Annotated in this window: 25 protein-coding genes; 21 read left to right on the forward strand and 4 right to left on the reverse strand. The window is 52.3% G+C overall.

What is annotated here, in order from left to right; all coding sequences use genetic code 11:
* Nucleotides 1–7: 7 nt before the first annotated feature.
* From B3729_RS14425 to B3729_RS14455, 7 genes are all read left to right on the forward strand, one after another.
* Nucleotides 8–1,114 (forward strand): FAD-dependent oxidoreductase, encoded by a 1,107-nt coding sequence (locus B3729_RS14425; protein ID WP_010797862.1) that lies wholly within the window; start codon nucleotides 8–10, stop codon nucleotides 1,112–1,114.
* The gene (locus tag B3729_RS14430; RefSeq protein ID WP_286788227.1) at nucleotides 1,095–2,744 is read left to right on the forward strand and encodes a hypothetical protein; all 1,650 of its coding nucleotides are present in this window, start codon (nucleotides 1,095–1,097) and stop codon (nucleotides 2,742–2,744) included. The genes B3729_RS14425 and B3729_RS14430 overlap by 20 nt, the downstream gene beginning before the upstream one ends.
* A gap of 5 nt (nucleotides 2,745–2,749) precedes the next feature.
* A complete protein-coding gene (locus B3729_RS14435) occupies nucleotides 2,750–3,547 on the forward strand; it encodes an NAD(P)-dependent oxidoreductase (protein ID WP_010797864.1) in 798 nt (265 codons plus the stop codon).
* On the forward strand, nucleotides 3,547–4,386 hold the full coding sequence (locus B3729_RS14440; protein ID WP_286788228.1) for a sugar phosphate isomerase/epimerase family protein: 840 nt from the start codon (nucleotides 3,547–3,549) through the stop codon (nucleotides 4,384–4,386). Before B3729_RS14435 ends, B3729_RS14440 begins: the two co-directional genes overlap by 1 nt.
* Nucleotides 4,383–4,742: an EamA family transporter gene (locus B3729_RS14445; protein WP_010797866.1), complete on the forward strand. Its 360-nt coding sequence runs from the start codon at nucleotides 4,383–4,385 to the stop codon at nucleotides 4,740–4,742. Before B3729_RS14440 ends, B3729_RS14445 begins: the two co-directional genes overlap by 4 nt.
* A 7-nt stretch (nucleotides 4,743–4,749) precedes the next feature.
* Nucleotides 4,750–5,562 (forward strand): glycosyltransferase family 2 protein, encoded by an 813-nt coding sequence (locus B3729_RS14450; RefSeq protein WP_230382325.1) that lies wholly within the window; start codon nucleotides 4,750–4,752, stop codon nucleotides 5,560–5,562.
* 187 nt (nucleotides 5,563–5,749) lie between these two features.
* Nucleotides 5,750–7,123 carry an MFS transporter gene (locus tag B3729_RS14455; protein ID WP_010797868.1) on the forward strand — a complete coding sequence of 458 codons (1,374 nt, stop codon included), beginning with the start codon at nucleotides 5,750–5,752 and terminating at the stop codon, nucleotides 7,121–7,123.
* Here the strand turns inward: B3729_RS14455 and B3729_RS14460 are convergent.
* The 4 genes from B3729_RS14460 to flgA form a co-directional block, all read right to left on the reverse strand.
* A complete protein-coding gene (locus tag B3729_RS14460; RefSeq protein ID WP_010797869.1) occupies nucleotides 7,120–7,854 on the reverse strand; it encodes a flagellar brake protein in 735 nt (244 codons plus the stop codon). The two genes, B3729_RS14455 and B3729_RS14460, sit on opposite strands and share 4 nt — an antisense overlap.
* Before the next feature lie 74 nt (nucleotides 7,855–7,928).
* Complete coding sequence (locus B3729_RS14465) at nucleotides 7,929–8,396, reverse strand: flagella synthesis protein FlgN (protein WP_010797870.1); 468 nt, start codon at nucleotides 8,394–8,396, stop codon at nucleotides 7,929–7,931.
* 41 nt (nucleotides 8,397–8,437) lie between these two features.
* Nucleotides 8,438–8,764, reverse strand: coding sequence for a flagellar biosynthesis anti-sigma factor FlgM (gene flgM / locus B3729_RS14470; protein WP_010797871.1), 327 nt, complete (start codon nucleotides 8,762–8,764; stop codon nucleotides 8,438–8,440).
* Between the two features lie 146 nt (nucleotides 8,765–8,910).
* Entirely contained in the window at nucleotides 8,911–9,636 is a 726-nt protein-coding gene (gene flgA, locus B3729_RS14475; RefSeq protein ID WP_286788229.1) for a flagellar basal body P-ring formation chaperone FlgA, read from the reverse strand.
* A 98-nt stretch (nucleotides 9,637–9,734) separates the two neighbouring features.
* Here flgA and B3729_RS14480 point away from each other — a divergent pair, with 98 nt between their 5' ends.
* From B3729_RS14480 to B3729_RS14545, 14 genes are all read left to right on the forward strand, one after another.
* Nucleotides 9,735–10,667, forward strand: a complete 933-nt coding sequence (locus B3729_RS14480) for a chemotaxis protein CheV (RefSeq protein ID WP_010797873.1) — start codon at nucleotides 9,735–9,737, stop codon at nucleotides 10,665–10,667.
* Nucleotides 10,668–10,710: 43 nt separating this feature from the next.
* The gene (cheR, locus tag B3729_RS14485) at nucleotides 10,711–11,538 is read left to right on the forward strand and encodes a protein-glutamate O-methyltransferase CheR (RefSeq protein WP_010797874.1); all 828 of its coding nucleotides are present in this window, start codon (nucleotides 10,711–10,713) and stop codon (nucleotides 11,536–11,538) included.
* A 226-nt stretch (nucleotides 11,539–11,764) separates the two neighbouring features.
* The gene (gene flgB / locus B3729_RS14490) at nucleotides 11,765–12,178 is read left to right on the forward strand and encodes a flagellar basal body rod protein FlgB (RefSeq protein WP_010797875.1); all 414 of its coding nucleotides are present in this window, start codon (nucleotides 11,765–11,767) and stop codon (nucleotides 12,176–12,178) included.
* Nucleotides 12,179–12,180: 2 nt separating this feature from the next.
* Nucleotides 12,181–12,624, forward strand: a complete 444-nt coding sequence (gene flgC / locus B3729_RS14495; RefSeq protein WP_010797876.1) for a flagellar basal body rod protein FlgC — start codon at nucleotides 12,181–12,183, stop codon at nucleotides 12,622–12,624.
* A gap of 13 nt (nucleotides 12,625–12,637) precedes the next feature.
* A complete protein-coding gene (locus B3729_RS14500) occupies nucleotides 12,638–13,348 on the forward strand; it encodes a flagellar hook assembly protein FlgD (protein WP_010797877.1) in 711 nt (236 codons plus the stop codon).
* A 27-nt stretch (nucleotides 13,349–13,375) separates the two neighbouring features.
* Entirely contained in the window at nucleotides 13,376–14,683 is a 1,308-nt protein-coding gene (gene flgE, locus B3729_RS14505; protein WP_286788230.1) for a flagellar hook protein FlgE, read from the forward strand.
* Between the two features lie 184 nt (nucleotides 14,684–14,867).
* The gene (gene flgF / locus B3729_RS14510; protein ID WP_010797879.1) at nucleotides 14,868–15,605 is read left to right on the forward strand and encodes a flagellar basal-body rod protein FlgF; all 738 of its coding nucleotides are present in this window, start codon (nucleotides 14,868–14,870) and stop codon (nucleotides 15,603–15,605) included.
* Nucleotides 15,606–15,657: 52 nt separating this feature from the next.
* Nucleotides 15,658–16,443, forward strand: a complete 786-nt coding sequence (gene flgG, locus B3729_RS14515) for a flagellar basal-body rod protein FlgG (protein WP_010797880.1) — start codon at nucleotides 15,658–15,660, stop codon at nucleotides 16,441–16,443.
* Between the two features lie 29 nt (nucleotides 16,444–16,472).
* Nucleotides 16,473–17,168, forward strand: a complete 696-nt coding sequence (flgH, locus tag B3729_RS14520) for a flagellar basal body L-ring protein FlgH (RefSeq protein ID WP_010797881.1) — start codon at nucleotides 16,473–16,475, stop codon at nucleotides 17,166–17,168.
* Nucleotides 17,169–17,179: 11 nt separating this feature from the next.
* Nucleotides 17,180–18,280: a flagellar basal body P-ring protein FlgI gene (locus B3729_RS14525; protein ID WP_286788231.1), complete on the forward strand. Its 1,101-nt coding sequence runs from the start codon at nucleotides 17,180–17,182 to the stop codon at nucleotides 18,278–18,280.
* Nucleotides 18,281–18,293: 13 nt separating this feature from the next.
* Complete coding sequence (gene flgJ / locus B3729_RS14530) at nucleotides 18,294–19,520, forward strand: flagellar assembly peptidoglycan hydrolase FlgJ (protein ID WP_219653229.1); 1,227 nt, start codon at nucleotides 18,294–18,296, stop codon at nucleotides 19,518–19,520.
* A gap of 9 nt (nucleotides 19,521–19,529) precedes the next feature.
* Entirely contained in the window at nucleotides 19,530–21,581 is a 2,052-nt protein-coding gene (flgK, locus tag B3729_RS14535) for a flagellar hook-associated protein FlgK (RefSeq protein WP_286788232.1), read from the forward strand.
* An 11-nt stretch (nucleotides 21,582–21,592) separates the two neighbouring features.
* Nucleotides 21,593–23,143, forward strand: a complete 1,551-nt coding sequence (locus tag B3729_RS14540) for a flagellar hook-associated protein 3 (RefSeq protein ID WP_286788233.1) — start codon at nucleotides 21,593–21,595, stop codon at nucleotides 23,141–23,143.
* Between the two features lie 76 nt (nucleotides 23,144–23,219).
* Nucleotides 23,220–23,888: a class I SAM-dependent methyltransferase gene (locus tag B3729_RS14545; RefSeq protein ID WP_286788234.1), complete on the forward strand. Its 669-nt coding sequence runs from the start codon at nucleotides 23,220–23,222 to the stop codon at nucleotides 23,886–23,888.
* Nucleotides 23,889–24,230 lie beyond the last annotated feature (342 nt).

Here is a 24,230-nt window from a genome sequence, read left to right on the forward strand (position 1 = left end):
ATACATCATGCAGGATGCTATTGTCATTGGTGGCGGTTTCTACGGATCCATGATTGCCTTGTATTTGATGAAAGTACGAGGTTTCAAGGCTGTGACGTTGATTGAGCGAGAGGCGACTCTGCTCAATCGTGCGTCTTATAACAATCAGGCCCGTGTGCATAACGGCTATCATTATCCGCGTAGTTTCACGACTGCCTTCAGAAGTCGCGTCAACTTACCCCGCTTTATAAAAGATTATCCTGACGCTGTAGTCACAAACTTTACAAAGCTCTACGCCATAGCCCGTAATAACTCGAAAGTTACTGCCAAGCAGTTCGAGCGGTTTTGTCATGAAATTGGTGCAAAGCTTGAACCTGTACCTGCGTCAATGGAAAAGCTCTTTGAGCCACGGCTTATTGAGGCTGTTTATCTAACGGAAGAGTATGCGTTCAATTCTAGAGAATTGGCAGGAGAGGCGAGGCGCGAACTCGATGAAGTTGGAGTCGAGGTATTACTTAATACCAGGGTGAAATCTATTCATCGGCAGGGCAGTGACACGCTTTCGGTCACTTATGAGCAGGATGGAAAATCGGTAGAGCGCTCCACTCGGTTCATTTTTAACTGCACCTATAGTGGTCTGAATCAGTTTTCCGGCGACTTTCCGGGTACTCAGACCAAGTTGAAGCATGAGCTGACAGAAATGGCCTTGGTTGAGATGCCGGATGCGCTTAAAGGTCTAGGCGTTACGGTGATGGATGGGCCTTTCTTCTCCATGATGCCTTTCCCTGCGAGAGGGCTGCATACGCTATCCCATGTACGCTACACGCCGCATATGCAGTGGAACGACTCACCGGATCTCGATCCCTATCATCGCCTTGAGCACTATCACCGCGACACACGCGTTGATCGCATGATTCGAGATGTGGCGCGATACATGGCCCCTGTCGCCAATGTTCAGTACAGGGACTCGCTTTTTGAAGTCAAGACCATCCTCGTTAAGAACGAAGGGGATGACGGTCGTCCCATCCTTTTTGAGCAACACGCTCAACTGCCCAATTGTTACTCGGTTCTAGGCGGAAAAATCGATAACATTTTTGATGTTCTGGAGAAGCTAGATGCCGAACCCATCCACTGATGCAACAAGTTTTGCGGATGTTACCCCGGCTCGGACGGCCCGCTGGCTGGGAATTATTGCTCTACTCGCGTTTGCTTTCGTCAGTCATTTCACGCTAGGTCCAGGCAATATTGTCGATCCTTTCCATCAAGGAGAGTTTTTTGCCACTTTGCCTAACATGTTGCATGGCCAGGCAGGTGAGCATGCTTTTACTATTCATGGTGCACTCGACTTTCTGCCTGCCTGGATCGCCACTCATTTCAGCGGGCCGGATAATAACTTTCTCTATACCCAGGTTGCCTACGCACTGTGCAACCTAGGTGCGGCTTGGCTGTTTTACTTGATAGCGTCTTTATTCATTGAGCGTGGCGCTAGATATGAGTTGCTGACACTCGTTGCAGTGGCGGTGGTAGCCAGCCAACTGGTTGGTTACCGTGACCTGTGCTTGCTGCTTTCGATCTATTTATTCCTGCTGTGTTTGCGAGCCAATCGCTCCTCCGATTTTTTTGTTAAAGCGACTCTCTTGGGTATTGCTGCAGCATTCAACATGTTTTGGTCTTATGATCGGGGCATTACCGGGTTTGGGGCGATAGGGTTGGGCGTGCTTCTGGCCAGCTTTTACGATCGCCGTTGCATCTATGCCATGGCCATCTTTGTTGGGACGTTTCTTGTACTGTCCCTGATGACTGAGGTGTTTTCCCTTAGCGATTATCTACGGAACTTCGACTTTCTACTCAGTACATCCTCGCAATGGACGTATCACAGTCCACGCTTCATCATTCAGAGCGCGCTACTGACCGTACCGACAGTGCTGGCTTATTATGCACTGTTCAAAGCGCTGCCTAAGCCGTTCCATTTCGGCTCTGCGTTTGCCATTGCTGGAATGCTGGCTGTCCTGATGTTGGTTTTGTACAAGATCGCGACCAACCGTGCAGATTTCATCCATGTTCCGATGGGTATGTGGGCGCCTTTGCTCAGTTTCCTCTTCGCTTATGATCAGCTGCGTAAGACGGGCCGAAAGCAGGAATTTGTGTTGCTGAAAAAGCCCGTAGCCGTGGCGGTGGTTGGGTCCATGCTGCTTCTAGGGCTGATTGGTAAGAACCCGATGCCCTTTTTTGCAGTTCTGCTGGGTTTGGTACTCATTAACAGCAACCGCAAGCCCTTGGGGTATGTAGCCCTGGTAGGTCTCTCGGGGTTGCTGGCTGCCTTTACACTTTACAAATCGCCAGTCCCCAATGTTCTTGTAAACGGCTACAAGTGGCTACCCAGTATGGCGTCGCCCCCTGAGAACTCTCTGCTGGTCTCTGACGGTGCGCGTTGGGCGGCCAGCCAGATCAAGGGGTCAGGATCGCAGTGTGTGTTTGATCTTTCCAATAACGGAATTATCAATGGCGTGACAGGTTTGCCCGCGTGTACGAAATACATTTATCCGGTGTATGCCACGCGCGTGTATGAGCAAGACATGATTTCGGATCTGAAAAAGTCAGACCCCTCTGTCGTGGTCTACTCCACAACGTTCTGGTCGTTCAATATCAACGACATATCAATGCACGACAAATTTCCTGAACTCAAAAAGTATCTGGATGAAAGGTATCCGTACGAAAAGTGCGAGTCGGAATATTGTCTTCGTTTTAAAAATACTCAGGGGTGATAGGAATGAGTTTGCCAGACGCGCTTATAGGATATAGCGGCTTTGTCGGTTCGACATTGCTCAAGCAAAAAGACTTTGAGGGCCAGTTTCGCTCGACCAACATCTCTGAGGTAGGCGAAAAGGCTTATCACACGCTTGTATGCGCCGGTGCCCCCGCTCAGAAATGGATTGCGAATAAGGACCCCGAGGCTGACCGAGAGAAAATCGACGGTTTGATCGAACACTTGAAGCAGGTTAAATGCGAGACATTTGTTCTTATCAGTACTGTTGATGTATTCGGCTCGCCCGTTGGAGTCAATGAAGAAACGCCTGTTGTTGAAGAGGGCCTGCATGCGTATGGCTTGAATCGCAGACGCCTTGAGAAATTCGTAGAAAGTCATTTCCCCAATTACCTGATTGTTCGTTTGCCAGGTCTAGTCGGACCAGGACTTCGCAAGAACGTTATTTTTGACTTCCTGAACGATAATAATCTCTCGGTCATCGATAGCCGTGGGGTATTCCAGTTCTATCCCATGGTCAATCTCTGGTACGACATCCAGACTGCCCTGAAGGCCAATCTCAAACTGGTGCATTTTACTTCGGAGCCTGTCAGCGTCGCTGATATCGCTCGCTATGGCTTTGGCTTCGAGTTCACTAATGAATTAAGCAACACTCCAGCTTCGTATGATTTCCAATCCCTCCATGCTGAGGAGTTTGGCGGTGGTGCCGGCTATCAGTACAGCAAGCGTGAGACGCTTCAGGCAGTAAGGGCATATGCACAGTCCGAGCCGTTGAAAGCGAAGACTGCTTCGGAGGCTCATTGATGCGAGTCGCCATTTCCAACATCGCTTGGGATGTTTCCAATGACGAAGAAGTAGCGCAGCTGCTTTCCCGTTACGATGTAGATGCAGTCGATATAGCGCCCGGTAAATACTTTCCGCAGCCCAAGGATGCGACTGACGCAGAGATCCGGGCGGTCAAGCAGTGGTGGCAGTCCCGTGGTGTTTCGCTAACAGGTATGCAGTCCCTGTTATTCGGAACTACTGGATTAAATGTTTTTGGCTCCGCTGAGTCACAGCAGGCAATGCTGGATCACTTGGATGCCGTCTGCCGTATTGCGGCAGGCCTGGGCTCTACGCGTTTGGTATTTGGCTCTCCCAAGAACCGTGATCGCTCTGCAATTGCGGATGAACAGGTAGATAGCGTAGCTATCCCTTTCTTCCGCCGCTTGGGTGATATTGCTGCTCGTCATGGTGTGCTGATATGCCTGGAGCCAAATCCCACCTGTTATGGCGCTAACTTCATGGTCAATAGTGTAGAGACTGCTCGTGTAGTTGAGGCAGTTGATCATGACTCTATCCGGATGCAACTCGATACTGGCGCCTTGGCGATCAATGACGAAAATCCTGAAGAGATCATTGCCCGCTTTGCACCTTTCATTGGGCATGTACATGCCAGTGAACCCAATCTGATTACGTTGGGTGATGGCAGTTCGAAGCATGCGCAGGTTGCCCAGGCATTGGCACAACACCTTCCCGATCATGTCGTGACTATCGAGATGCTCCCTGCCAGGGAAGAGTCGAACATGGCATCTATCGAAAGAGCACTGGGCGTTGCTACACGGCTCTATCGAGATGGTGTGCAAGCAGGGGTAATGGCATGAAGTGGATGATCCTCATACTGGGCATCCTGTCCAATGCATCTGCCAGTGTCCTTGTAAAGATGGCCATGATGCCACCAAGAAAGTTTCCAAGTCTTTCCGATCCTATGGGAGCGTTAAGCAACTGGCCATTCTGGCTTGGACTTTTTCTTTATGGATTGGCGTTTCTGCTGTATGCCGCTGCGCTTGCACGTTTGCCGCTGAATGTGGCGCATCCCGTTTTGACCGCTGGTGCCATAGCAACCGTGGCGATCATGTCGGCAGCGATATTCAAAGAACCTTTCCCATGGACGACCATTACCGGGATCATCATGGTAATCGCCGGTGTTGCGCTGATTACGGCCCGTGTAAGCTCATAATGTAGACATGACTATGACAGCAGATATTTCCGAACACATACGCACTTCCTGGCAAGTGCCTGCGTATGAAAAAACGATGTGGTTGGGCAAGCAGCACGCCACATGCATCATCATTCCCGTTATCAATGAAGGAAGCCGTATTGTCAGTTTGCTGACTCGGATGAAGGATCTGAACGTTGATCAAGCGTCGGATGTAATCATTATCGATGGCGGCAGCACAGACGGCTCATTGGAGCTGGAGCGCCTCAAGTCCAAGGGTGTTAGAGGCCTGTTGCTCAAAAAGGGACCTGGTAAGCTAAGTGCTCAGTTGCGTTGTGCCTACGCCTTTGCATTAGAGCAGGGCTACGAGGGCATCGTGACGATTGACGGGAACGACAAGGATGATCCTGAGGCTATCCCGCGGTTCATCAAGGCGTTGGAGGAGGGGGCAGACTTCGTGCAGGCGTCGCGCTTCCTGCAAGGCGGTGTTGCTGAAAACACGCCAAAGTCCCGTGATTTCGCTATTCGCTTCATTCATGCGCCTATGCTGAGCATGGCATCAGGCTTTCACTGGACCGATACGACCCAGGGGTTCCGGGCCTATAGTCGCAAAATGCTGTTGGATCCGCGCGTCGCTCCATTCCGTGATGTGTTCATGACCTATGAGCTGTTGGCTTACCTGTCCTATCGAGTGCCCAAGCTGGGTTATCGTTGTGTAGAGCTGCCTACCATCCGCCGCTACCCTAAAGGTGAAGTGCCCACCAAGATCAGTAGCGTGAGAGGAAATCTCTCTGTTCTTCAAGTTCTCTTCAAGGCGTGTACGGGACAGTACAACCCTTGAGGGACTATAAACACGGCGGCTTAGGCCGCCGTGTTTGTTTCGGCTAAAAATCCCTCCTGACTCGACCGAACTCTTGGGCTTGCTGCCCATCGAAGGGGTACATCAACGTCAAGGCAACAGGCCTTCGTATCAAACGCATAAGAATCTGTCTTCGAAGCGCATTGTGCTGCCTTCGTAAGGAGCTGTAATGGGACGTACGTTATCTGCCTTCCGAGCGCTTTATGCCGCTACGTTGCTCATGCTGATCGGCTCAGGTCTGCTTAGCACCTATATGGCACTAAGGCTTGCGTCCGAGGAAGTTCCAGGGGCCTGGATCGGTGCATTGACAGGTGCTCAATACTTGGGTCTGGTGTTGGGAGGCAAGGTAGGGCATCGTCTTATTGCGCGTGTAGGGCATATAAGGGCTTACGTTGCTTGTGCGGGAATCGTAACTGCTGCAGTTCTGGGAACCGGAATATTGCCCTTTCTGCCCGTGTGGCTGCTGCTGCGTATGCTGGTAGGGATGGGCATGATGTGCCAGTACATGGTGTTGGAAAGCTGGTTGAATGAGCAAGCTGAGCCCAACCAGAGAGGCAAGGTATTCTCGGGGTATATGACGGCTTCCTACTTTGGTCTGGTTCTAGGGCAAGGTGTCCTGATTGCCTGGCCTGAGCTCGGTAGCGAAAAGCTTATGCTGGTTGCGCTCTGTTTTGCGCTCTGTCTGGTGCCTGTTGCGATCACTGCGAAGATCCACCCGGCCCCGATGAGTCCGGCTCCTCTTGATCCTGGATTTTTCTTCAAACGAATCCCCCAATCGTTAACAACAACTGTAGTGAGTGGCCTCGCTATCGGTTCGTTTTATGGTCTTGCGCCTGTTTACGCCGCGGCCCAAGGGCTGCCAACCGAGCGAGTCGGCTTATTCATGGGGGTTTGTATTTTCGCAGGGCTGCTGGCCCAATGGCCTATTGGTTGGCTTTCCGACCGCCATGATCGTAGTTGGCTGATTAATAAGGTTGCGCTTGTTCTGGTGGTGGCTGCACTACCGCTGGCGTTATTGCCCAAGGTCCCCTTATTACTGCTGCTTGCTCTTGGCTTTGCAGTCAGCATGTTGCTTTTTGTGCTTTATCCTCTAGCCGTTGCGCTTTCCAACGACCATGTGGAAGGGGAGCGACGGGTATCCCTTACCGCCATGCTCCTGGCCACCTTTGGCGTGGGGGCCTGTATCGGTCCGCTATTGGTAGGTGCCTTGATGAATTGGTTCGGCGCCAACATGTTGTACGCGTCCATCGGTGTGTGCGGATTGATCCTGGTGTGGCGTATCAGGCCGCAGGATGTAAAAGGCTTGCACCGTGTCGACGAGGCCCCGCTGCAACACGTGCCTATGCCGGATAGCCTGGCCAGCTCACCTTTGGTTGCGGCACTGGACCCGCGAGTAGATGAGCAGGTAGTCCATGATCAGATGCAGAATGCAGAGGCGGTGGCAACTCCAGCGGAGGCTGCAGATGAAGAGACTTCCTCATCTGCAGTGGAGGCTATGGCTGAAGAGAGCAATCCTATACCTGAGGATGAGCCCAAGCGTTAGTCTATCCGCCGTGTTTCGCGTTGAAGTTGATAGACGAAGCGTTCGACCTGACGTTGAGTTAGGCCCGACATGCGATAGAAGCGCAGGCCTACCTCGGTACAATCTAGCCTTTCGTTATAAGAAACGTGGCGGACTTCTACTGTTGAGCTAAGGGAGCTGCCAGGAAGGGCTACGGAGAATTTTTCCAGTAGCTCACCAGGAGACACCATGGACGTTGCATTCTTGGCGATACGGATCTTGCAGCCGGTCGCCGAAATGTCCAAGAGCGAACCTTTTAGGAATTTTTTACTGGGAAGGTCTGAGAGCTCGGCTGTTGGCTGGCGATTAAGCTGAAGGCGGACCCGAAAGGCATTTCGGCGCTGGTGATAGCTTACTTCCTTCGGGAGTGGAAACCAGTAGCAGCGGCTGTCGTTCAGCTCGCTCAAATTGCCTGGAACGTCATACTCCCAAGTGATTTGCACGCCTTCATGGGAGCTGTCGATGCGAAAACGCTCTCCCTGAAGCAGTAGTCGTTCCCCCTCGGTAGGGATGAGTTCATCCAGCGCGATCAAGCCTTGTTCGGTATTGATGTCGATCAGAAAGCTCTGGAACTGTCTGTTACGTTCCAGAAAGGTTATGCGGAGTGGACTACGGGTTTCCACCAACGGTTTTAGGTATGCAGCTATCTCAATAGGTGTTTTGAGCAGCTTGGGTGGCTGAGGACCCTGCACATCATTAAATGCGTTGGACACGCCCTGTCTCCATTTCTTGACAAATAAATAAAGAATGGCCGGGATCGTTTAATCCCAGCCATTGTTTCAACAATTCATACCTGACTTAACGGGCGTTGGTAACTCGAGCGGGGCAGATGGCCGCGTCTGTTGTACAGACTGGGCACAGGAGGACCCTGCAAAATTTCGAGCATGCTGGCCACAGTATACTGGTTGGCCTTGATGATCTGGCCATTCCGGTTATTGGCTTCCTTGCACTGCTCAATAACGGTCGTGAGCTGGTCTGCCGCCTCGATCAACTGATCGTCCTGCTCGAAACGTTCGGCATAGGCTAACAGGCCTTCACGGCTCAAGGGTAACCCCAGGCGCTGCAATTGTGCAGAGCGCAAGTGATTATGCTGATCCAGTTGAACCAGGAGTGGCTGCTTTTCATCCAGCAGCAGGCCAAGCAAATCGAACTTGCGATTTACCAGGGCTTCGTGTTCTAACTCGATCAGTTCCAGTAACCTTGTAGCGATGTTCAAATCGCTAAGGGTTAGCTCAAGCAAGCTGGCGTTGTGCATACGATCTACACTCGTGCGTCATATTTCCAACGCTGCGTCGCTTAGCGCTGGGATTCAAAATCAAGCAGTTTGGAAGCTACGCGCTGGCTATCGACTTTATAGCTGCCATCAGCAATGGCCTGCTTCAGGCGATTAACACGCTCGCTATCAACCACCGGCTCTTGGCGAATCTTTTCGACAGCCTTCTGAAGCGTTTGGGCTTCATCGCTCAGCTTTACATTTTCGCCTGCTGGCTGGGTTGGGGATACGGCAGCTGCCTTGGCAACTTCACTGGTTTTGTTAGTTGCATTGGTCGCTGCAGGTCCAGTAGTCCGGCTAGTGCTGGCGGTGCTGGAAGTGCTGTTCGTTCTGTTGAAATCAATAACCATGATGGAGAACCTCGGACAGTTTCGGTCGCATGCCCAGCTTTTCGGCTTAGCCCAAAAAAACTTTAGGCTAAATTTTGTGCTCCGTTTGGCAAAAAGCTAATGGGCCAGTATAAACCATCTGTTAGAGGCCATGGTGGCTGTTTGGTTTACATGGCGACCTCAACCATTCCCGGGCCAGTCACACGCGCTTTAATGACGCGCTTGGAGTTCAGATTCTTGACGCGAATCTGTTCTCCCTGGGCTCCATCAACCAACGCCTCTCCCTGCATTCTTACAGTAAAGCCTCCCGATCCCGCACTAATGACAACCTGATCGCCCTTGCGCACCACTTCGGCTGCCTGGAGAAAGGAGGGAGCCAGTATCTGATCTGCCACTACCTGCCGCTTGAGTTTCTGGCCCATTATTAAATCGATATCGGTGAGATAACCTTGAGGCAATTTTCCGACGTCTCGCTCCAGTAGAGCTACATTTTGCGGATCTATAATCGTATCGCGCAGCAACGGTCGGGTAGTGACTACGACATTTCGATACAGGCGAACCTCCGCAGGAATGTAGACGGTCCAAGGGGTGCTTCCTTCGCATCGAACACGTACCGAAACACGGCCTAGCGGTGCTTCAAGGCCCTGCTGTGCAACGGTTAACGGTCGATCGCAAGCCGCCAGACGTAAACGTGGGTCCAAGTCTTTCACCTGAACCTCGTGTCGACCCTCGGCATGACTCTCGATCAAATATTCCTGAACGCGCTCCTCAAGAAATCCTTGAGCCGCGCCGATAAGTTCTTCAGGCAGGGTTAGCTCGGCAGCTGCATAGGTCTGGTTTGCAGAGCAGAACCCTACAAGCGTTATCAGTAATGAGATGTGGCGTCTGTTCATGCGTCGAGAAACTGTCTTCGGCGGTTCATGAACCTACCTAAGCAATCCCTGTGCCGTCTTCTGTCATCCGATAGGCCGGCCTTTTCAGGAGTTCACAAATGGCTGGCGTATTAGATGCAGTCAACCAGCGTACTCAGTTGGTCGGGCAGAATCGGCTGGAACTGCTGTTGTTCCGTTTGGACGGCCCGCAGCTTTATGGAATCAACGTCTTCAAGGTAAGGGAAGTGCTGCAGTGCCCCAAACTTACCGTGATGCCGAAATCCAGTGCTGTCGTACGTGGCGTTGCAAGTATTCGTGGTGGCACCTTTCCGATCATGGACCTGGCGCTGGCAACGGGTCGCCGTGGTCTGGATGATCTGACGAACAGCTTCGTCATTATTACAGAATACAACACCAAGGTTCAGGGCTTCCTGGTGCGCTCCGTCGAGCGAATCATCAATATGAACTGGGATATGATCCAACCGCCACCCAAGGGAACCGGTCGTGATCATTACCTGACGGCTGTTACGCGTGTCGATAATCAGCTGGTTGAAATTATCGACGTGGAAAAAATCCTTTCAGAAGTAGCGCCTTCGGTCGAAACCATTTCGGAAGGTGTTATAGACACGGTTGTTCAGGCAAAAGCCGTTACCAAGCATGTGCTGATCGTCGATGACTCGTCTGTGGCACGTAAGCAGGTGAGCCGCTGTCTGGGAACCGTTGGAGTGGAAGTAACTGCGCTCAATGACGGACGTCAGGCGCTGAATTTCCTGAAGGACATGGTCGATAATGGTGAAAAGCCGGAGCGGGAGTTGCTCATGCTGATCTCTGATATCGAGATGCCTGAAATGGACGGCTATACTTTGACGGCAGAAATCCGTAACGACCCCCGGATGAGCAACCTCCATATCCTTCTTCATACCTCGCTGTCTGGTGTATTCAACCAAGCTATGGTTAAGAAGGTTGGAGCTAATGATTTCCTCGCTAAATTCCGCCCCGATGATCTTGCATCCCGGGTTATTGAGCGTATCAAGGCAGCCGATGAAGGCTGAGATGATCAACGCTCTTCTTTTCTGATTCAGGAGCAGAACGGAAGTGTCAGCAGTTAATGCAGATTTTATGCAGTTCCGTGTCTTTCTTGAAAAGACGTGTGGAATCCTGCTTGGTGATAATAAACAGTATCTGGTTTCCAGTCGCCTCAACAAACTGATGGAGGCGGAAGGAATCAAGTCGTTGGGAGAGCTGGTACAGCGTATCCAGACCCAGCCACGCAGTGGGCTTAAGGAGAAGGTCGTCGATGCGATGACGACCAATGAAACCCTATGGTTTCGTGATACCTACCCGTTTGAGGTTCTGAAAAATCGCCTGTTACCGGAGTTGACCAAAGCCAACCCTGGGCAGCGACTGCGTATCTGGTCGGCAGCCTGCTCGTCGGGCCAGGAACCTTACTCACTATCGATGACCATAGACGAGTTTGAGCGTAGCAGTCCAGGCCAGCTACGCAGCGGTGTCCAGATCGTAGCAACAGACTTATCCGGTGTAATTTTGACAGCGGCTAAATCGGGTGAGTATGACTCATTGGCAATCGGGCGCGGCCTTTCCCAGGAAAGACTGCAACGTAATTTTGACGTGGTTCCGCCGAATCGGTGGTCAGTAAAGCCCGCTATTAAAAGCCGCGTTGAATTCAGAGCGCTCAATCTGTTGGACAGTTATGCCAGCCTGGGCAAGTTCGACATGGTCTTTTGCCGCAACGTGCTGATTTATTTCTCGGCTGATGTGAAGAAAGATATCCTGACGCGTATTCACGGCACGCTCAAACCGGGAGGCTACCTGTTCCTGGGGGCGTCGGAAGCCTTGAACGGGCTGCCGGAACTCTATCAGATGGTCCAGTGTAATCCTGGCATCATTTACAAAGCGAAATAAGCCAAAGGCCCGACATGTCGGGCCTTTTCTTTTCCTGTCTTGCCATCCTTCCTGTCAAAGTTTTGCCGTCATCCTTGCCGCTTGCCCCTTCAAATACGGAAAAACCTTGCCGCTTTTGGCGCCGTAGCGCGCCTTATTTTTTTAAGCCATTGATATTTAAGGGTTTTAATAGTTGGCATGTGCATTGCTAAAGGGAGATAGCCCTTCTGGCAATAGGTTCATGACCATGAGTATCAGTTTCGATAAAGCATTGGGTATCCATCAGCAGGCGTTGAATTTCCGTTCTCAACGCGCCGAAGTGTTGGGCAACAACATTGCTAACGCCGACACGCCTGGATACAAGGCGCGCGATCTGGATTTCTCGGCCGTTCTGGCAGAGCAAGCCAGCAAGTCGTCGCATAGCAAATTCAACCTTGATACGACCAACACTCGTCATATCGAGGCTGAAGGTTTCGGTGATCTGTCAGCGGATGCTGCGATGCGCTATCGCATACCCACTCAGCCTTCGCTGGATCAGAACACTGTAGATGAGCAAGTAGAGCAAGCCAATTACGCAGAAAACTCTGTGCAGTTCCAGGCCAGCTTCACGTTGCTTAACAACAAATTCAAAGGGCTCATGTCTGCCCTTCGTGGAGAGTAACCATGTCCCTGAGTAATGTATTCAACATTGCTGGTACAGGTATGAGCGCACAGACCACGCGCCTGAATACCATCGCCAGTAACATTGCTAACGCCGAGACCGTTTCGTCCAGCGTGGATGAGACCTACCGTGCCCGTCACCCTGTGTTCGCAACCATGTTGAACCAGGCGCAGAACGGTGGCAGCGCTTCTCTGTTCGATGAGCAGGGCGAAGCTGGAACGGGTGTGCAGGTACTGGGCATCGTTGAAGACCAAAGCAATCTTGAGGCCCGTTACGAGCCCAATCATCCGGCTGCTGATAAAGACGGTTATGTGTATTACCCGAACGTCAATGTCGTGGAAGAGATGGCGGACATGATTTCGGCAAGCCGTGCATTTCAGACCAACGCTGACATCATGAACACTGCCAAGCAGATGATGCAGAAAGTCTTGACGTTAGGTCAGTAAGCGGAGATCACGCATGTCCACTATCAATACGAATACCAATAACGCAGGCGTTGCAGCATCGGCATTGACAAGTCTTACGAGCACTTCGTCAAAGGATGCTACTGCGTCTACCGATAAGAAAGGCAGTCTGGGAAAGGATGATTTTCTGCAGCTGCTGGTCACTCAGCTCAACAACCAGAACCCGCTAAGCCCTCAGGACAATAGTGAGTTCGTCGCTCAGCTGGCCCAGTTCAGTAGTGTTGAAAGCCTGCAGAACTTGAACTCTGCAGTTAACGGCATCGCAGGTACCTATCAGTCTTCGCAAGCGCTGCAGGCGTCGTCACTGGTGGGACGCTCCGTGATCGCCCAGACGGGGTCGTCCATGGTGGATACCTCGAAGAGTTTCAATGGCTCGCTGGTCATGCCAGCGGCTGGTAAGGATGTCACTGTCGGCGTGTACGACAGTGCAGGTTCGCTGGTCAAGACCATCGACCTGGGCGTAGCCAAGGCAGGCACTACCGATTTCATCTGGGATGGTACAGATGCGAAAGGTAATAAAGTTGATGCGGGAATTTATAGCTTCAAGGCATCTGCCGATATCGATGAAACGCGGCAAGCCCTGACTACTTATCTGCCGGCCACCGTCAATAGCGTAACGCTGGGACAGGATGGCGGTGAAATGCAACTTAACCTGGCTGGGCTGGGCAGCGTGACGCTGTCGCAAGTTCAGATGATTGGTCAGTAAGCCGGCAGTCCGGCAGAGGAAAGAATTATGTCATTCAATGTTGGTCTGAGCGGTCTGAAAGCAGCAAGCACTCACTTGAACGTTACCGGTAATAACATTGCCAACGTAGGCAGCACCGGCTTCAAGGCATCCCGTGCCGAATTTGCCGATATCTATGCAACGTCGATGTTTGGTGTAGGCAATAACACCACAGGCAGCGGCGTCTTGACTGCCAATATTTCCCAGCAGTTCACGCAGGGCACAATCAGCAAGACCGGCAATAGCCTGGACATGGCCATTAACGGTAATGGCTTTTACATCATGAGCAACAACGGTACGGAGACCTATACTCGTAACGGTACGTTCAGCACGGATAAAGAAGGCTATATCGTTGACAATTCGGGCAACCGTCTCCAGGGCTATCGTGCTGATATCGATGGTAATATTGTGCCCGGCGCGGTGACTGACCTTGTGGTCGATACGACCAACCAGCTGCCTAAAGCCACGACTGCCGTAGCACAGACGCTGACCTTGAACTCAAGCTCGACGGTACCGACGTCCACTACATTCGATCCTAATCTGGCTTCTAGCTACAACTGGTCTACCTCAGTCAGTGTGTTCGATACTCAAGGTAACGAGCACAACATGATGCAGTACTTCGTCAAGAATGATACAAACCAGTGGACCATGTATGTAACGGTTGACGGTCGTAACCCTGCAGATCCAACCTCAACCACACCGTATTCAGCGAACGTGAATTTTGACGCTGCCGGTCGTATGAGCTCAATTGCGTCGAATGACTTCCAGGTCGACGCAAACAACGTGCTGACCATGAACAACTGGGTGCCTGCTGCTGTTAAAGACAGCAAGGCTGATCCGGTCGTTTGGGGTGCCAATGGCGCGGCTGCCAACGGTGCGGGTGTAACCCTGGATATCACCAAGGTCACCCAGACTAACAGCAGCTCTGCAGTTACTAAAGTAACCCAGGATGGCTATACCACGGGTCAGCTGTCAGGTCTTTCCGTAGATGCCAGCGGCACGTTGTTCGCCAACTACACCAATGGCCAGTCGAAAAACATTGGTCAGACTGTTCTGGCTACCTTCGCCAACATGCAGGGCCTGCGTCCGGTAGGCAACACTAATTGGATCCAGACCGTTGCGTCCGGCGAGCCTGTTCGTGGTACTCCGGGTTCAGGTGTGATTGGTACGATCGAGTCCGGCTCATTGGAAGATTCCAACGTGGATCTGACGGCTCAGCTGGTAGACCTGATCGTTGCTCAGCGCAACTATCAGGCTAACGCCAAGACCATCGAAACTGAAAACGCTATTTCCCAGACGATCATTCAGATTCGTTAATTAGGGGAAGGATAGGTTTGCCGCTAGCGGCAACAATATTCCGGCGCTCTGATAAAAAGGCCTCATCCGAGGCCTTTTTCTTTTTAAATCAACTACTTAACTAATTTAAATAATATGGCACAGGCCTTGCTATAGATCCTGCATCGAAGCAATTCGCTGCAAAAAACCGTCGCTAGAGGATTCTATGGACAAGTTGCTTTACGTCGCTATGAGCGGTGCCAGCCAGAATGAAATGGCACAGCGTGCCCACGCCAACAACTTGGCGAACGTTTCCACTTCAGGGTTCCGTAAGGATCTTGAGCAAGCACGCTCGATGCAGGTATTTGGTGATACTCATCCTTCACGCGTCTATGCCATGAGCGAGCGTCCGGCAACGGACTTTACGCCTGGCTCGCTTCAAGAGACCGGACGGAACCTGGATATCGCTATCGAGGGTAACGGCATGATTGCTGTCCAGGCGCCCGATGGTAGCGAGGCGTATGTACGTACCGCCAGCCTTCAGATTGATGCATTGGGTCAGCTGCGTACTAGCGGCGGCTTTCCGGTCATTGGCAATGGCGGACCTATTGCGGTGCCTCCGCAAGCCAAGGTGGAAATCGGTCAGGACGGCACAATCAGTATTCAGGCGCTAGGTGAGAGTCCTCGCGTACTGGCCGAGGTTGACCGCATCAAGCTGGTTAACCCTGATACCAAGCAAATGGAAAAAGGTCTTGATGGCCTGATCCACACTAAGAACAACCAGCCTGCAGCGCCGGATGCCAATGTCCGTGTGGCTTCGGGATTCGTAGAAAGCAGCAACGTGAATGCTGCTGAAGAAATGACCTCTGTTCTTGCCCTGGCCCGTCAGTTCGAGTTGCACATCAAGATGATGCGTTCGGCTGAAGACAACTCGGCTGCGATGGCAAAGGTTTTGCAATCCTAATTATCAGTTTGCATGAAACGCCGTAAAGCCGGCGCTTGAGGAGAACGCAATTATGATGTCTGCATTGTGGGTCAGTAAAACAGGTCTGTCCGCTCAGGACATGAACCTGACCACTATTTCCAACAACCTGGCCAACGTCTCCACGACGGGCTTCAAGCGCGACCGTGCCGAGTTCCAGGATTTGCTGTATCAGGTACGTCGCCAGCCAGGCGCCCAGTCCACTCAGGACAGCCAGCTGCCGTCAGGTCTGCAACTGGGTACTGGTGTACGTATCGTAGGTACCCAGAAAAACTTTACCGAAGGTAGCCTGCAAACCACGGATCAGCCGTTGGACATGGCCATCAACGGTCGTGGTTTCTTCCAGGTTTCCATGCCGGACGGCACGATTGCCTATACCCGTGACGGTACCTTCCACCTGAACTCTGATGGTCAGGTCGTTACCGCCAATGGTTTCGCGCTGGAGCCAGCGATTGTTGTTCCTGCCGAGACCAGAACCTTTACTGTGGGCGAAGACGGTACGGTGTCGGTAACCACGGCTAACAATGCGGCGCCGCAGGTGATCGGCAACCTTCAGACGGCTGACTTTATCAACCCGGGCGGCCTGCAGGCTGTAGGCAACAACCTGTTCATGGAAACCGCTGCCAGTGGTGCTCCGCAGAACGGTACCCCTGGCTTGAATGGTCTTGGCACCGTCATGCAGCAGACATTGGAAAACTCCAACGTAAGCACCGTGGAAGAGTTAGTGAACATGATCACTACTCAGCGCGCTTACGAGATGAACTCCAAGGTCATCTCCACCGCTGACCAGATGCTTGGCTTCGTTACTCAGAACCTGTAATCGCTTTTATTCGCGAGGTCGTTGTTTGTATGAACCGCCTTCTTGCTCTTGTTCCAGCGCTTGGCGCTGTATTGCTGGTTGGCTGCGTAGCACCTGCTGCTCAGCCAAACGATCCGTATTACGCGCCGGTGCTGCCGCGCACGCCGATGCCGGCTGCGCAGAACAATGGCTCCATTTACCAGCCTGGGTTCGACCAGAATCTGTATACCGACCGCAAGGCGTTCCGCGTAGGTGACATCATTACCATCACGCTGGAAGAAAGGACTCAGGCGAGCAAGAACGCGAGTTCGGATATTTCCAAGGACAGCTCGGCCAATCTTGGGGTCAGCTCTCTGTTTGGCACCAAGGCGCAGATTGGCAACCCGCTTTCGGGTGGCAACCTGAACCTGGGCGCCCAGTTTGACGGCGCTCGAGAGAACAAGGGTGATGCCAAGGCTGCACAAGGCAACAGTCTGACGGGTTCTTTGACCGTGACGGTGGCAGATGTGATGCCCAACGGAGTATTGGCCGTCAGGGGTGAAAAATGGCTGACGCTCAACACAGGTAATGAGCTGATGCGCATTTCTGGACTGATTCGTGCAGACGATATCAGCACCAATAACACCGTGTCTTCCACTCGGGTAGCAGATGCACGGATTACCTATTCCGGTACCGGGGCATTTGCCGATGCCAGTCAGCCGGGTTGGTTGAGCCGCTTCTTTACTAGTCCGCTATTTCCGTTCTGAGGCGTGAAATCATGTTGAAACATCTATGCGTTGCTTTCGCACTGGTACTGTCGGCAACGGCAGTCCAGGCAGAACGCCTCAAGGACATCGCCACGATTCAGGGCGTGCGGACCAACCAGTTGATTGGTTATGGCTTGGTTGTAGGCCTGAATGGTACAGGTGACCAGACGACTCAGACACCGTTTACCGTCCAGACCTTCAATAACATGATGGCGCAGTTCGGTATCAAGGTCCCCAACGGCGGAAACGTCCAGCTTAAAAACGTGGCTGCTGTATCCATTCATGCGGACCTGCCAGCGTTTGCCAAGCCAGGCCAGACGATCGACGTTACCATCTCGTCGATCGGTAATGCCAAGAGCCTGCGTGGCGGTAGCCTGTTGATGGCTCCGCTAAAAGGTATCGACGGTAATGTGTATGCCGTCGCGCAAGGCAACCTGGTTGTAGGTGGTTTTGACGCAGAAGGTAAGGACGGCTCGCGTATCACTGTCAACGTTCCGTCAGCAGGGCGTATCCCTGGCGGGGCCACCGTCGAGCGTCCGGTTCCGAGCGGCTTCGATCAAGGCAACTCGCTGACGCTGAACCTTAACCGTTCGGACTTTACAACCGCCAAACATATCGTTGACAAGATCAACGACCTGCTGGGTCCCGGTGTGGCAACGGCAGTAGATGGCGGCTCGGTTCGTGTGACGGCACCGCTCGATCCCAACCAGCGCGTGGACTATATCTCTGTGCTGGAAAACCTGGAAGTCAGCCCAGGCGAAGCAGTTGCCAAGGTCATTATCAACTCGCGTACCGGCACTATCGTCGTCGGGCAGAACGTAAAAGTTGCGCCTGCAGCTGTTACGCACGGCAGCCTGACGGTCACCATCAGTGAAGATCTCATTGTCAGTCAGCCCAATCCGCTCTCGGACGGCCAGACAGCAGTGGTACCCAACTCGACGGTCAAGGCCAAGCAGGAAGCCAAGCCGATGTTCAGGTTTGGTCCTGGCACGACTCTTGATGAGATTGTACGGGCCGTCAACCAAGTTGGCGCAGCACCCAGTGATTTGATGGCGATCCTCGAGGCGCTTAAACAGGCTGGCGCCTTGCAGGCCGATCTGATTGTAATTTAACGGAGCAGTAGTCATGGACTCTCGTTTGGGCGGAACCTACAGCAGTAACGTCGATTCCGGCGCATACACCGACCTGAACCGCCTTGCCCAGATGAAGGGCAAGAACCGGGATAGTGAGGAAAACGTCAAGAAAGTGGCTCAGGAGTTCGAGTCGCTCTTCCTGAACCAGATGATGAAGTCCATGCGCTCGGCTAATGAAGTGCTGGCCGATAAGGACAGTCCGTTTCAGAGCGAAACGACCAAGCAATACCAGAGCATGTATGACCAGCAGATGGCCGTGTCGCTCTCGCGAGAGGGTGGTGGCCTTGGCTTAGCCTCTGTGCTTGAGCGTCAGCTCTCGAAGACGGGTCAGACCAGCCATCGTCCGAATCCATTTGCGCAGGTAGGGCAGGCAGCGGCGGCGCCGAAAAGTGAGGCTTCAGCGGCTGCCCAGCCTTCAACGCTTCGCTCCGATCACAAACTGGCCACTGTAGATCCTGCGCGTGATGACTCCAAGTTTCTCAATCAACGCCGCCTGGCGTTGCCTGGAAAGCTGGTTGATCGCGTCATGGCCGGTATTGTGCCGGATGTACAAAATCCGACCAGTCAAGTTGCCGGCACGGCTAACACTGCACTGTCAAAAAATGATTGGAAGCCTGCTCAAGCTCTGGCCGTTTCGGCCGATAAAGGTCTGAGTACGGGTGCCTCCCAAGAGATTAGTGGACGTCGGTATGCGCAACCACCCCTGGCCAGTAAGTCATCCTTCAGTAGCCGTGAGGACTTCGTTAACACGATGCTGCCAATGGCGAAGGAAGCGGCTGAGCGGATCGGCGTCGACCCGCGTTTTCTGGTAGCCCAGGCTGCACTTGAAACCGGCTGGGGCAAGTCCATCATCCAGCAGCAGGACGGCTCCAGTAGCCACAACCTGTTCGGCATCAAGGCTCATGGCTGGCAGGGTGGTTCGGCGCGTGCACTGACTACCGAATATGTGAACGGGCAGCCCGTTAAAGAGGTAGCCAAGTTCCGTGCATATGACTCGTACGCAGACAGCTTCCATGACTATGTGAGCTTTCTGCAGGACAACGATCGGTATCAGAAGGCGCTCAACAGCGGAGGCGATTCAGAGAAGTTCATGAAAGGACTCCAGCAAGCCGGCTATGCCACTGACCCGAACTATGCACGCAAGGTAACGCAAATTGCTCAAGGCATTGGTACTTACCAGAACATTGCCTCGAATAGCTCAACTACGATTCGTTCATAAGGCCTGATCATGTCGAACCTCATTTCAATCGGACTTTCGGGGCTTTCAGCCAGCCAGAGTGCTTTGAGCACGACGGGTCATAACATTACCAATGCGGATACCGCAGGGTATACCCGTCAGCAGACCGTTCAGAAAACGACGGCAGCGCGTCTTGAAGGTACCTCCTATATTGGTACCGGTACGACCATTGCCGACGTGCGCCGTATTTATAACGACTATCTGGGTACCCAGGTAAGGACGACCACCGCGCTGAATAGCGCCGCGCAGTCGTTTTACAACCAGGTCAAGCAGGTCGACTCACTGCTGTCGGACGGTACTACCGGCGTTAGCAAGGTCATGCAGTCATTCTTTGCTGCGCTGCAGACAGCATCGGCCAGTCCTACGGATAATGCCTCTCGCCAACTGCTTCTGACACAGGCTCAGGGCTTGAGCGAGCGCTTCAACTCCGTAACCAACCAGCTGATAGACCAAAATAACTACGTTAACGAGCAGTTGGCCAGCATGGCCACACAGGCCAACAAACTGGCAGGTAGCGTAGCTCAGTACAACCAGGCTATTGCCGAGGCCTCGGGCAACGGCGCTTCGCCCAACGATCTGCTGGATGCCCGGGACGAGGCGGTACGTCAGCTTTCTGAGATGATCGGCGTGACGGTGGTCAACCAGGACGGCAACTACAACCTGTATATCGGCTCAGGTCAGCCCCTGGTGGTCGGCAACTCCGTGTCTACACTTGCAGCAGGCCCCAGCCAGATCGATCCGGCGCGTTATGCCGTTACGTTGACCAAGGCCAATACAACCCAAGATGTCTCGTCCGTAGTAACGGGCGGTGAAATGGGCGGATTGCTCAACTACCGTGACAACGTGCTTGATCCGGCCCGTAATGAGCTGGGCCGCATGGCGATGGTGATTACCGAGCAGGTGAATAGCCAGTTGGGGCAGGGCCTGGATCTTAACGGCAACTTCGGTTCGCCGATGTTTGCTGATCTTAACAGCGCCGCCAACGTTTCTCATCGCAGCCTTGCCCAGATTGGCAACAGCGATAAGACGGCAAGCCTGAACGTAGACATCAAGGACACCAGCAAGCTGACCACTAGTGACTATGAAGTCACGATGCTGGAAGGTAATAGATATTCGGTGCGCCGTCTTTCCGATGGCCAAGCCATGGGCTCTTACAACCTGGATGCTTCACCTGCACCGGTGATTGATGGCTTCTCGCTGAGCCTGGCGAGCGGGTCTGCGGTAAAGGGTGACAAGTTCACGATCATACCGACTCGTACCGGGGCGGCAGACATCTCCGCGCAGCTCAAGGATGCCTCTCAGCTGGCGTTCGCTGCACCGCTGTCCGCCACGCTTACAACCGGTAATAAAGGGTCTGGCAGTGTGACGCAGCCGACTTTGACGACCAAGCTGGATGTCAATGATGCTACCGCCAATGCTCAGATGCAGGCGGGTATCAAGAACGGCACGCCGGTCAAGATTGTATTTGGTGACGTCGCGAATGGCTCTCAGAGCTACTCGGTATTCAATACCAAGGGTGAATCCATCGGGACCGGTACTATCGTTCCGGGCAACAACAACAAGGTTGCTGTCAATGTTCCTGTACTGGATGACGCTGGCAATGCGGTACTGAATACAGACGGAACGGCCAAAACGTTCTCGTTTGAAATGACGGTGAGCGGCTCTCCATCCAAGGATGACAGTCTCACCGTGTCGTTCAACAAGAGCGGCGCCTCTGACAACCGCAACGCTCAGCAACTGCTGAATCTGCAAACCAAGAATGCGGTGGGCGTCAGTGGCGGGAGTGTAGGAACCAGCATTACTGGTGCTTATAGCTCATTGATTGAGCGAGTAGGGGCCATTACAAGTCAAGCCCAGCTCGACACCAAGGCAACGAGCGCTGTGCTGACCCAAGCAAAAGACAGTCGTGATTCGGTATCAGGCGTCAACCTGGACGAAGAGGCGGCCAACCTGGTCAAGTTTCAACAGTATTACAACGCGTCTGCGCAGGTGATCTCGATTGCTCGCAGCACGTTCGATACGCTGATCAACGCAGTTCGATAGAGGCTTTATTCATGCGCATCTCTACTTCACAAATGTTTGCTTCGAATATTGCCGGATATCAGAACGGCTATTCGAGCATTGTTAAAACTCAACAGCAGATCTCCAGCGGCGTTCGTATCCAGACGCCGGCAGACGATCCTGTTGGCGCTGCTCGTCTGCTTCAGTTGGAGCAGCAACAGGCTCAGCTTGGACAGTACAAAGGCAATCTGGATACGGCGAAAAATAGTTTGCTGCAAGAGGAAAGTGTACTGACTTCCATGGGCAACATGCTGCAGCGCGCACGTGAGTTGGCGCTTGGTGCGGGCAATGGCTCCTATTCTGATATCGACAGAAAGTCCGTAGCAGCTGAAATTGACCAGATTCAACAGCAGCTCTTGACCTCGATGAATAGCCAGGATGCAAATGGCCAATACTTGTTTGGTGGGGCCAAGAGTTCGTCAGCTCCATTCACCCAAAATCCTGACGGAAGCTATAGCTATACGGGAGACCAAGGCACTCTTGAAGTTCAGGTATCCAGCTCAATGCGGCTTTCGTCCAACGATAGCGGCTGGAGTCTGTTTGAAAACGTAGGCAACAGCAGCCGTACCGGCACAACGTTGACCAATGCACCCAGCAGCGGCCAGAAGGCCTATATGGGGCAGGGCGTAATCAGCAACGAGCAGAGCTTTGACAATAGCTATCGCAGCGGTGCGCCTTATGTAGCCGAGCTGACCAGCAGTAATGAATACAAAATTTACAGCAAGGCTGACCCGAGCCAGACGTTGACGACCGGCTCGTTCGATGTTGCCAAAAGCAAGAACAACATATCGTTCCGGGGTGTTGAGTTTGCTCTTGACTTTAACGCACTGTCTGCAGCTCCAAGCGCTGAGGATCAACTGAAAGGACACACATTCGAACTGTCGGTCGCCTCAGACAAGTTCACCGTCTCAGGCCAAAATGCGTCGAATGCTCAGATTGGCAATGCCAGGATTGTAGATGCAGGCGCGTACTCATCGACCTTTCCAGCTTCCGGAGTGACGATCAAGTTCACCAGCACTACCGATTACGAAGTCTATGCTCAGCCTCTTTCTGAAGGTGACAAGCCCTTGGCTTCAGGCGCGCTCAACAGCAACACGCTGACGTATGGCGGCGTCCAGTTTGATGTTGGTGGTACCGCGCAGGCTGGCGACCGGTTGAGTGTTTCGCCTAAGTCACAGAATACCCAAGGTATCCTGGATACGCTGTCTAATTTGTCGAAAGCGCTGAAAGCGCCGGTGTCGGGTGACAACGCGGCCAAATTCAAGCTGAATGAGTCGCTGAACGCCGCCGTAGGTAATATTGATAGTGCGCTGGGGCAGGTGCTGTCTACTCAAGCTTCAATTGGCGCGCGCCTTAATACGATTGAGACGCTCTCGGTGGAGAACGAAAGCTTGAACATGACGAACAAGTCTACTCAGTCCGATATCCGTGACACGGACATGGCCGAGGCTTCTTCAAAGCTCATCCTGCAGCAAACAATGCTGGAGGCGGCGCAAGCTTCCTTTGCGCGTGTCAGCCAGCTTAGCTTGTTCGACAAGCTGTAATCAGAGCCCGGCTTTAAAAGGCCGGGCTACACTTGTAGCTTGCCCATGATATTCGCCTGCTCGGTGAGGAAAAATTATGAAACAAACACCAGTGCATGAGCAACATAACCCAGACTTATTAAAAATAATGCCAGCCTCGTCAATGTCTGTTATTGAGGTGGGTTGTAGCTCAGGTGCCTTGGCTAGGGAGTTCAAGAAAGTCAACTCAGCCTGTAATTATCATGGCGTAGAAATTGATGCTGACTACACCGAGCTTGCCAAAAGGTTTTGTGACTCTGCAGAAACGCTCAATATCGATAATGCAGATCAAGAGTTTTACTCAATACACAGCAATAGAGACTGCTGGGTTTTTGGGGATACCTTGGAACATTTGAGTAATCCATGGAATGTCCTTAAACAAATAAGGCAAGTTATTCCAGAGGGTGGCTGTGTAGTAGCTTGCATTCCCAACGCACAGCACTGGTCGATACAGGCCAAGCTTTCCATTGGTGATTTTCGTTACGAAGAAAGCGGCCTTCTGGATAAAACCCATCTTCGCTGGTTTACCCGTCAGACTCTTTTGGAGCTTTTCAGAAGCTCAGGATTTGAGGTGGACGAAGGATGGCCCCGAATTTTCAATGAGCCCCATCGTGATCGCTTTTTGCCCCTGATCGGTGAGATGGCAAAAGCGGCAAACAGTGATCCTCAGGTGGCTATGGAAGATGCTTTACCTTTCCAGTACGTGGTAAAAGCTGTTCCTGTTTAAATCATATGCAAATGTTTGAGTAATTGGACATTGGTATTTGTTTATAGTACTCAATTTGCTCAGGGTTTCTTTGAAGAAAATTTCCTGGGTAAATTGAGTTTTTTTATGCATGCGAAGCTCGATTAATTAAAAATTAAGTTGAGTATTTCTTGCTTATATACTCGCTGAATTATTTGTCTATCTTATACGCTTGCATTGTAATTGTTGGTTTGTACTTCTGAGCTAAAGCTGTCTTGTTTAATTGCTTTTTTAGAGGGAGGCTGTGCATTTAATAAGCGTCGCTTCTGGCTTTACTGTCCAGATTTTTTGGGTTTCTTATCCTATTTAGAGCCGCTAACAAAA

The sequence above is a fragment of the Pseudomonas sp. UBA3149 genome (assembly GCF_002364655.1).
GTDB lineage: Bacteria > Pseudomonadota > Gammaproteobacteria > Pseudomonadales > Pseudomonadaceae > Chryseomonas > Chryseomonas luteola.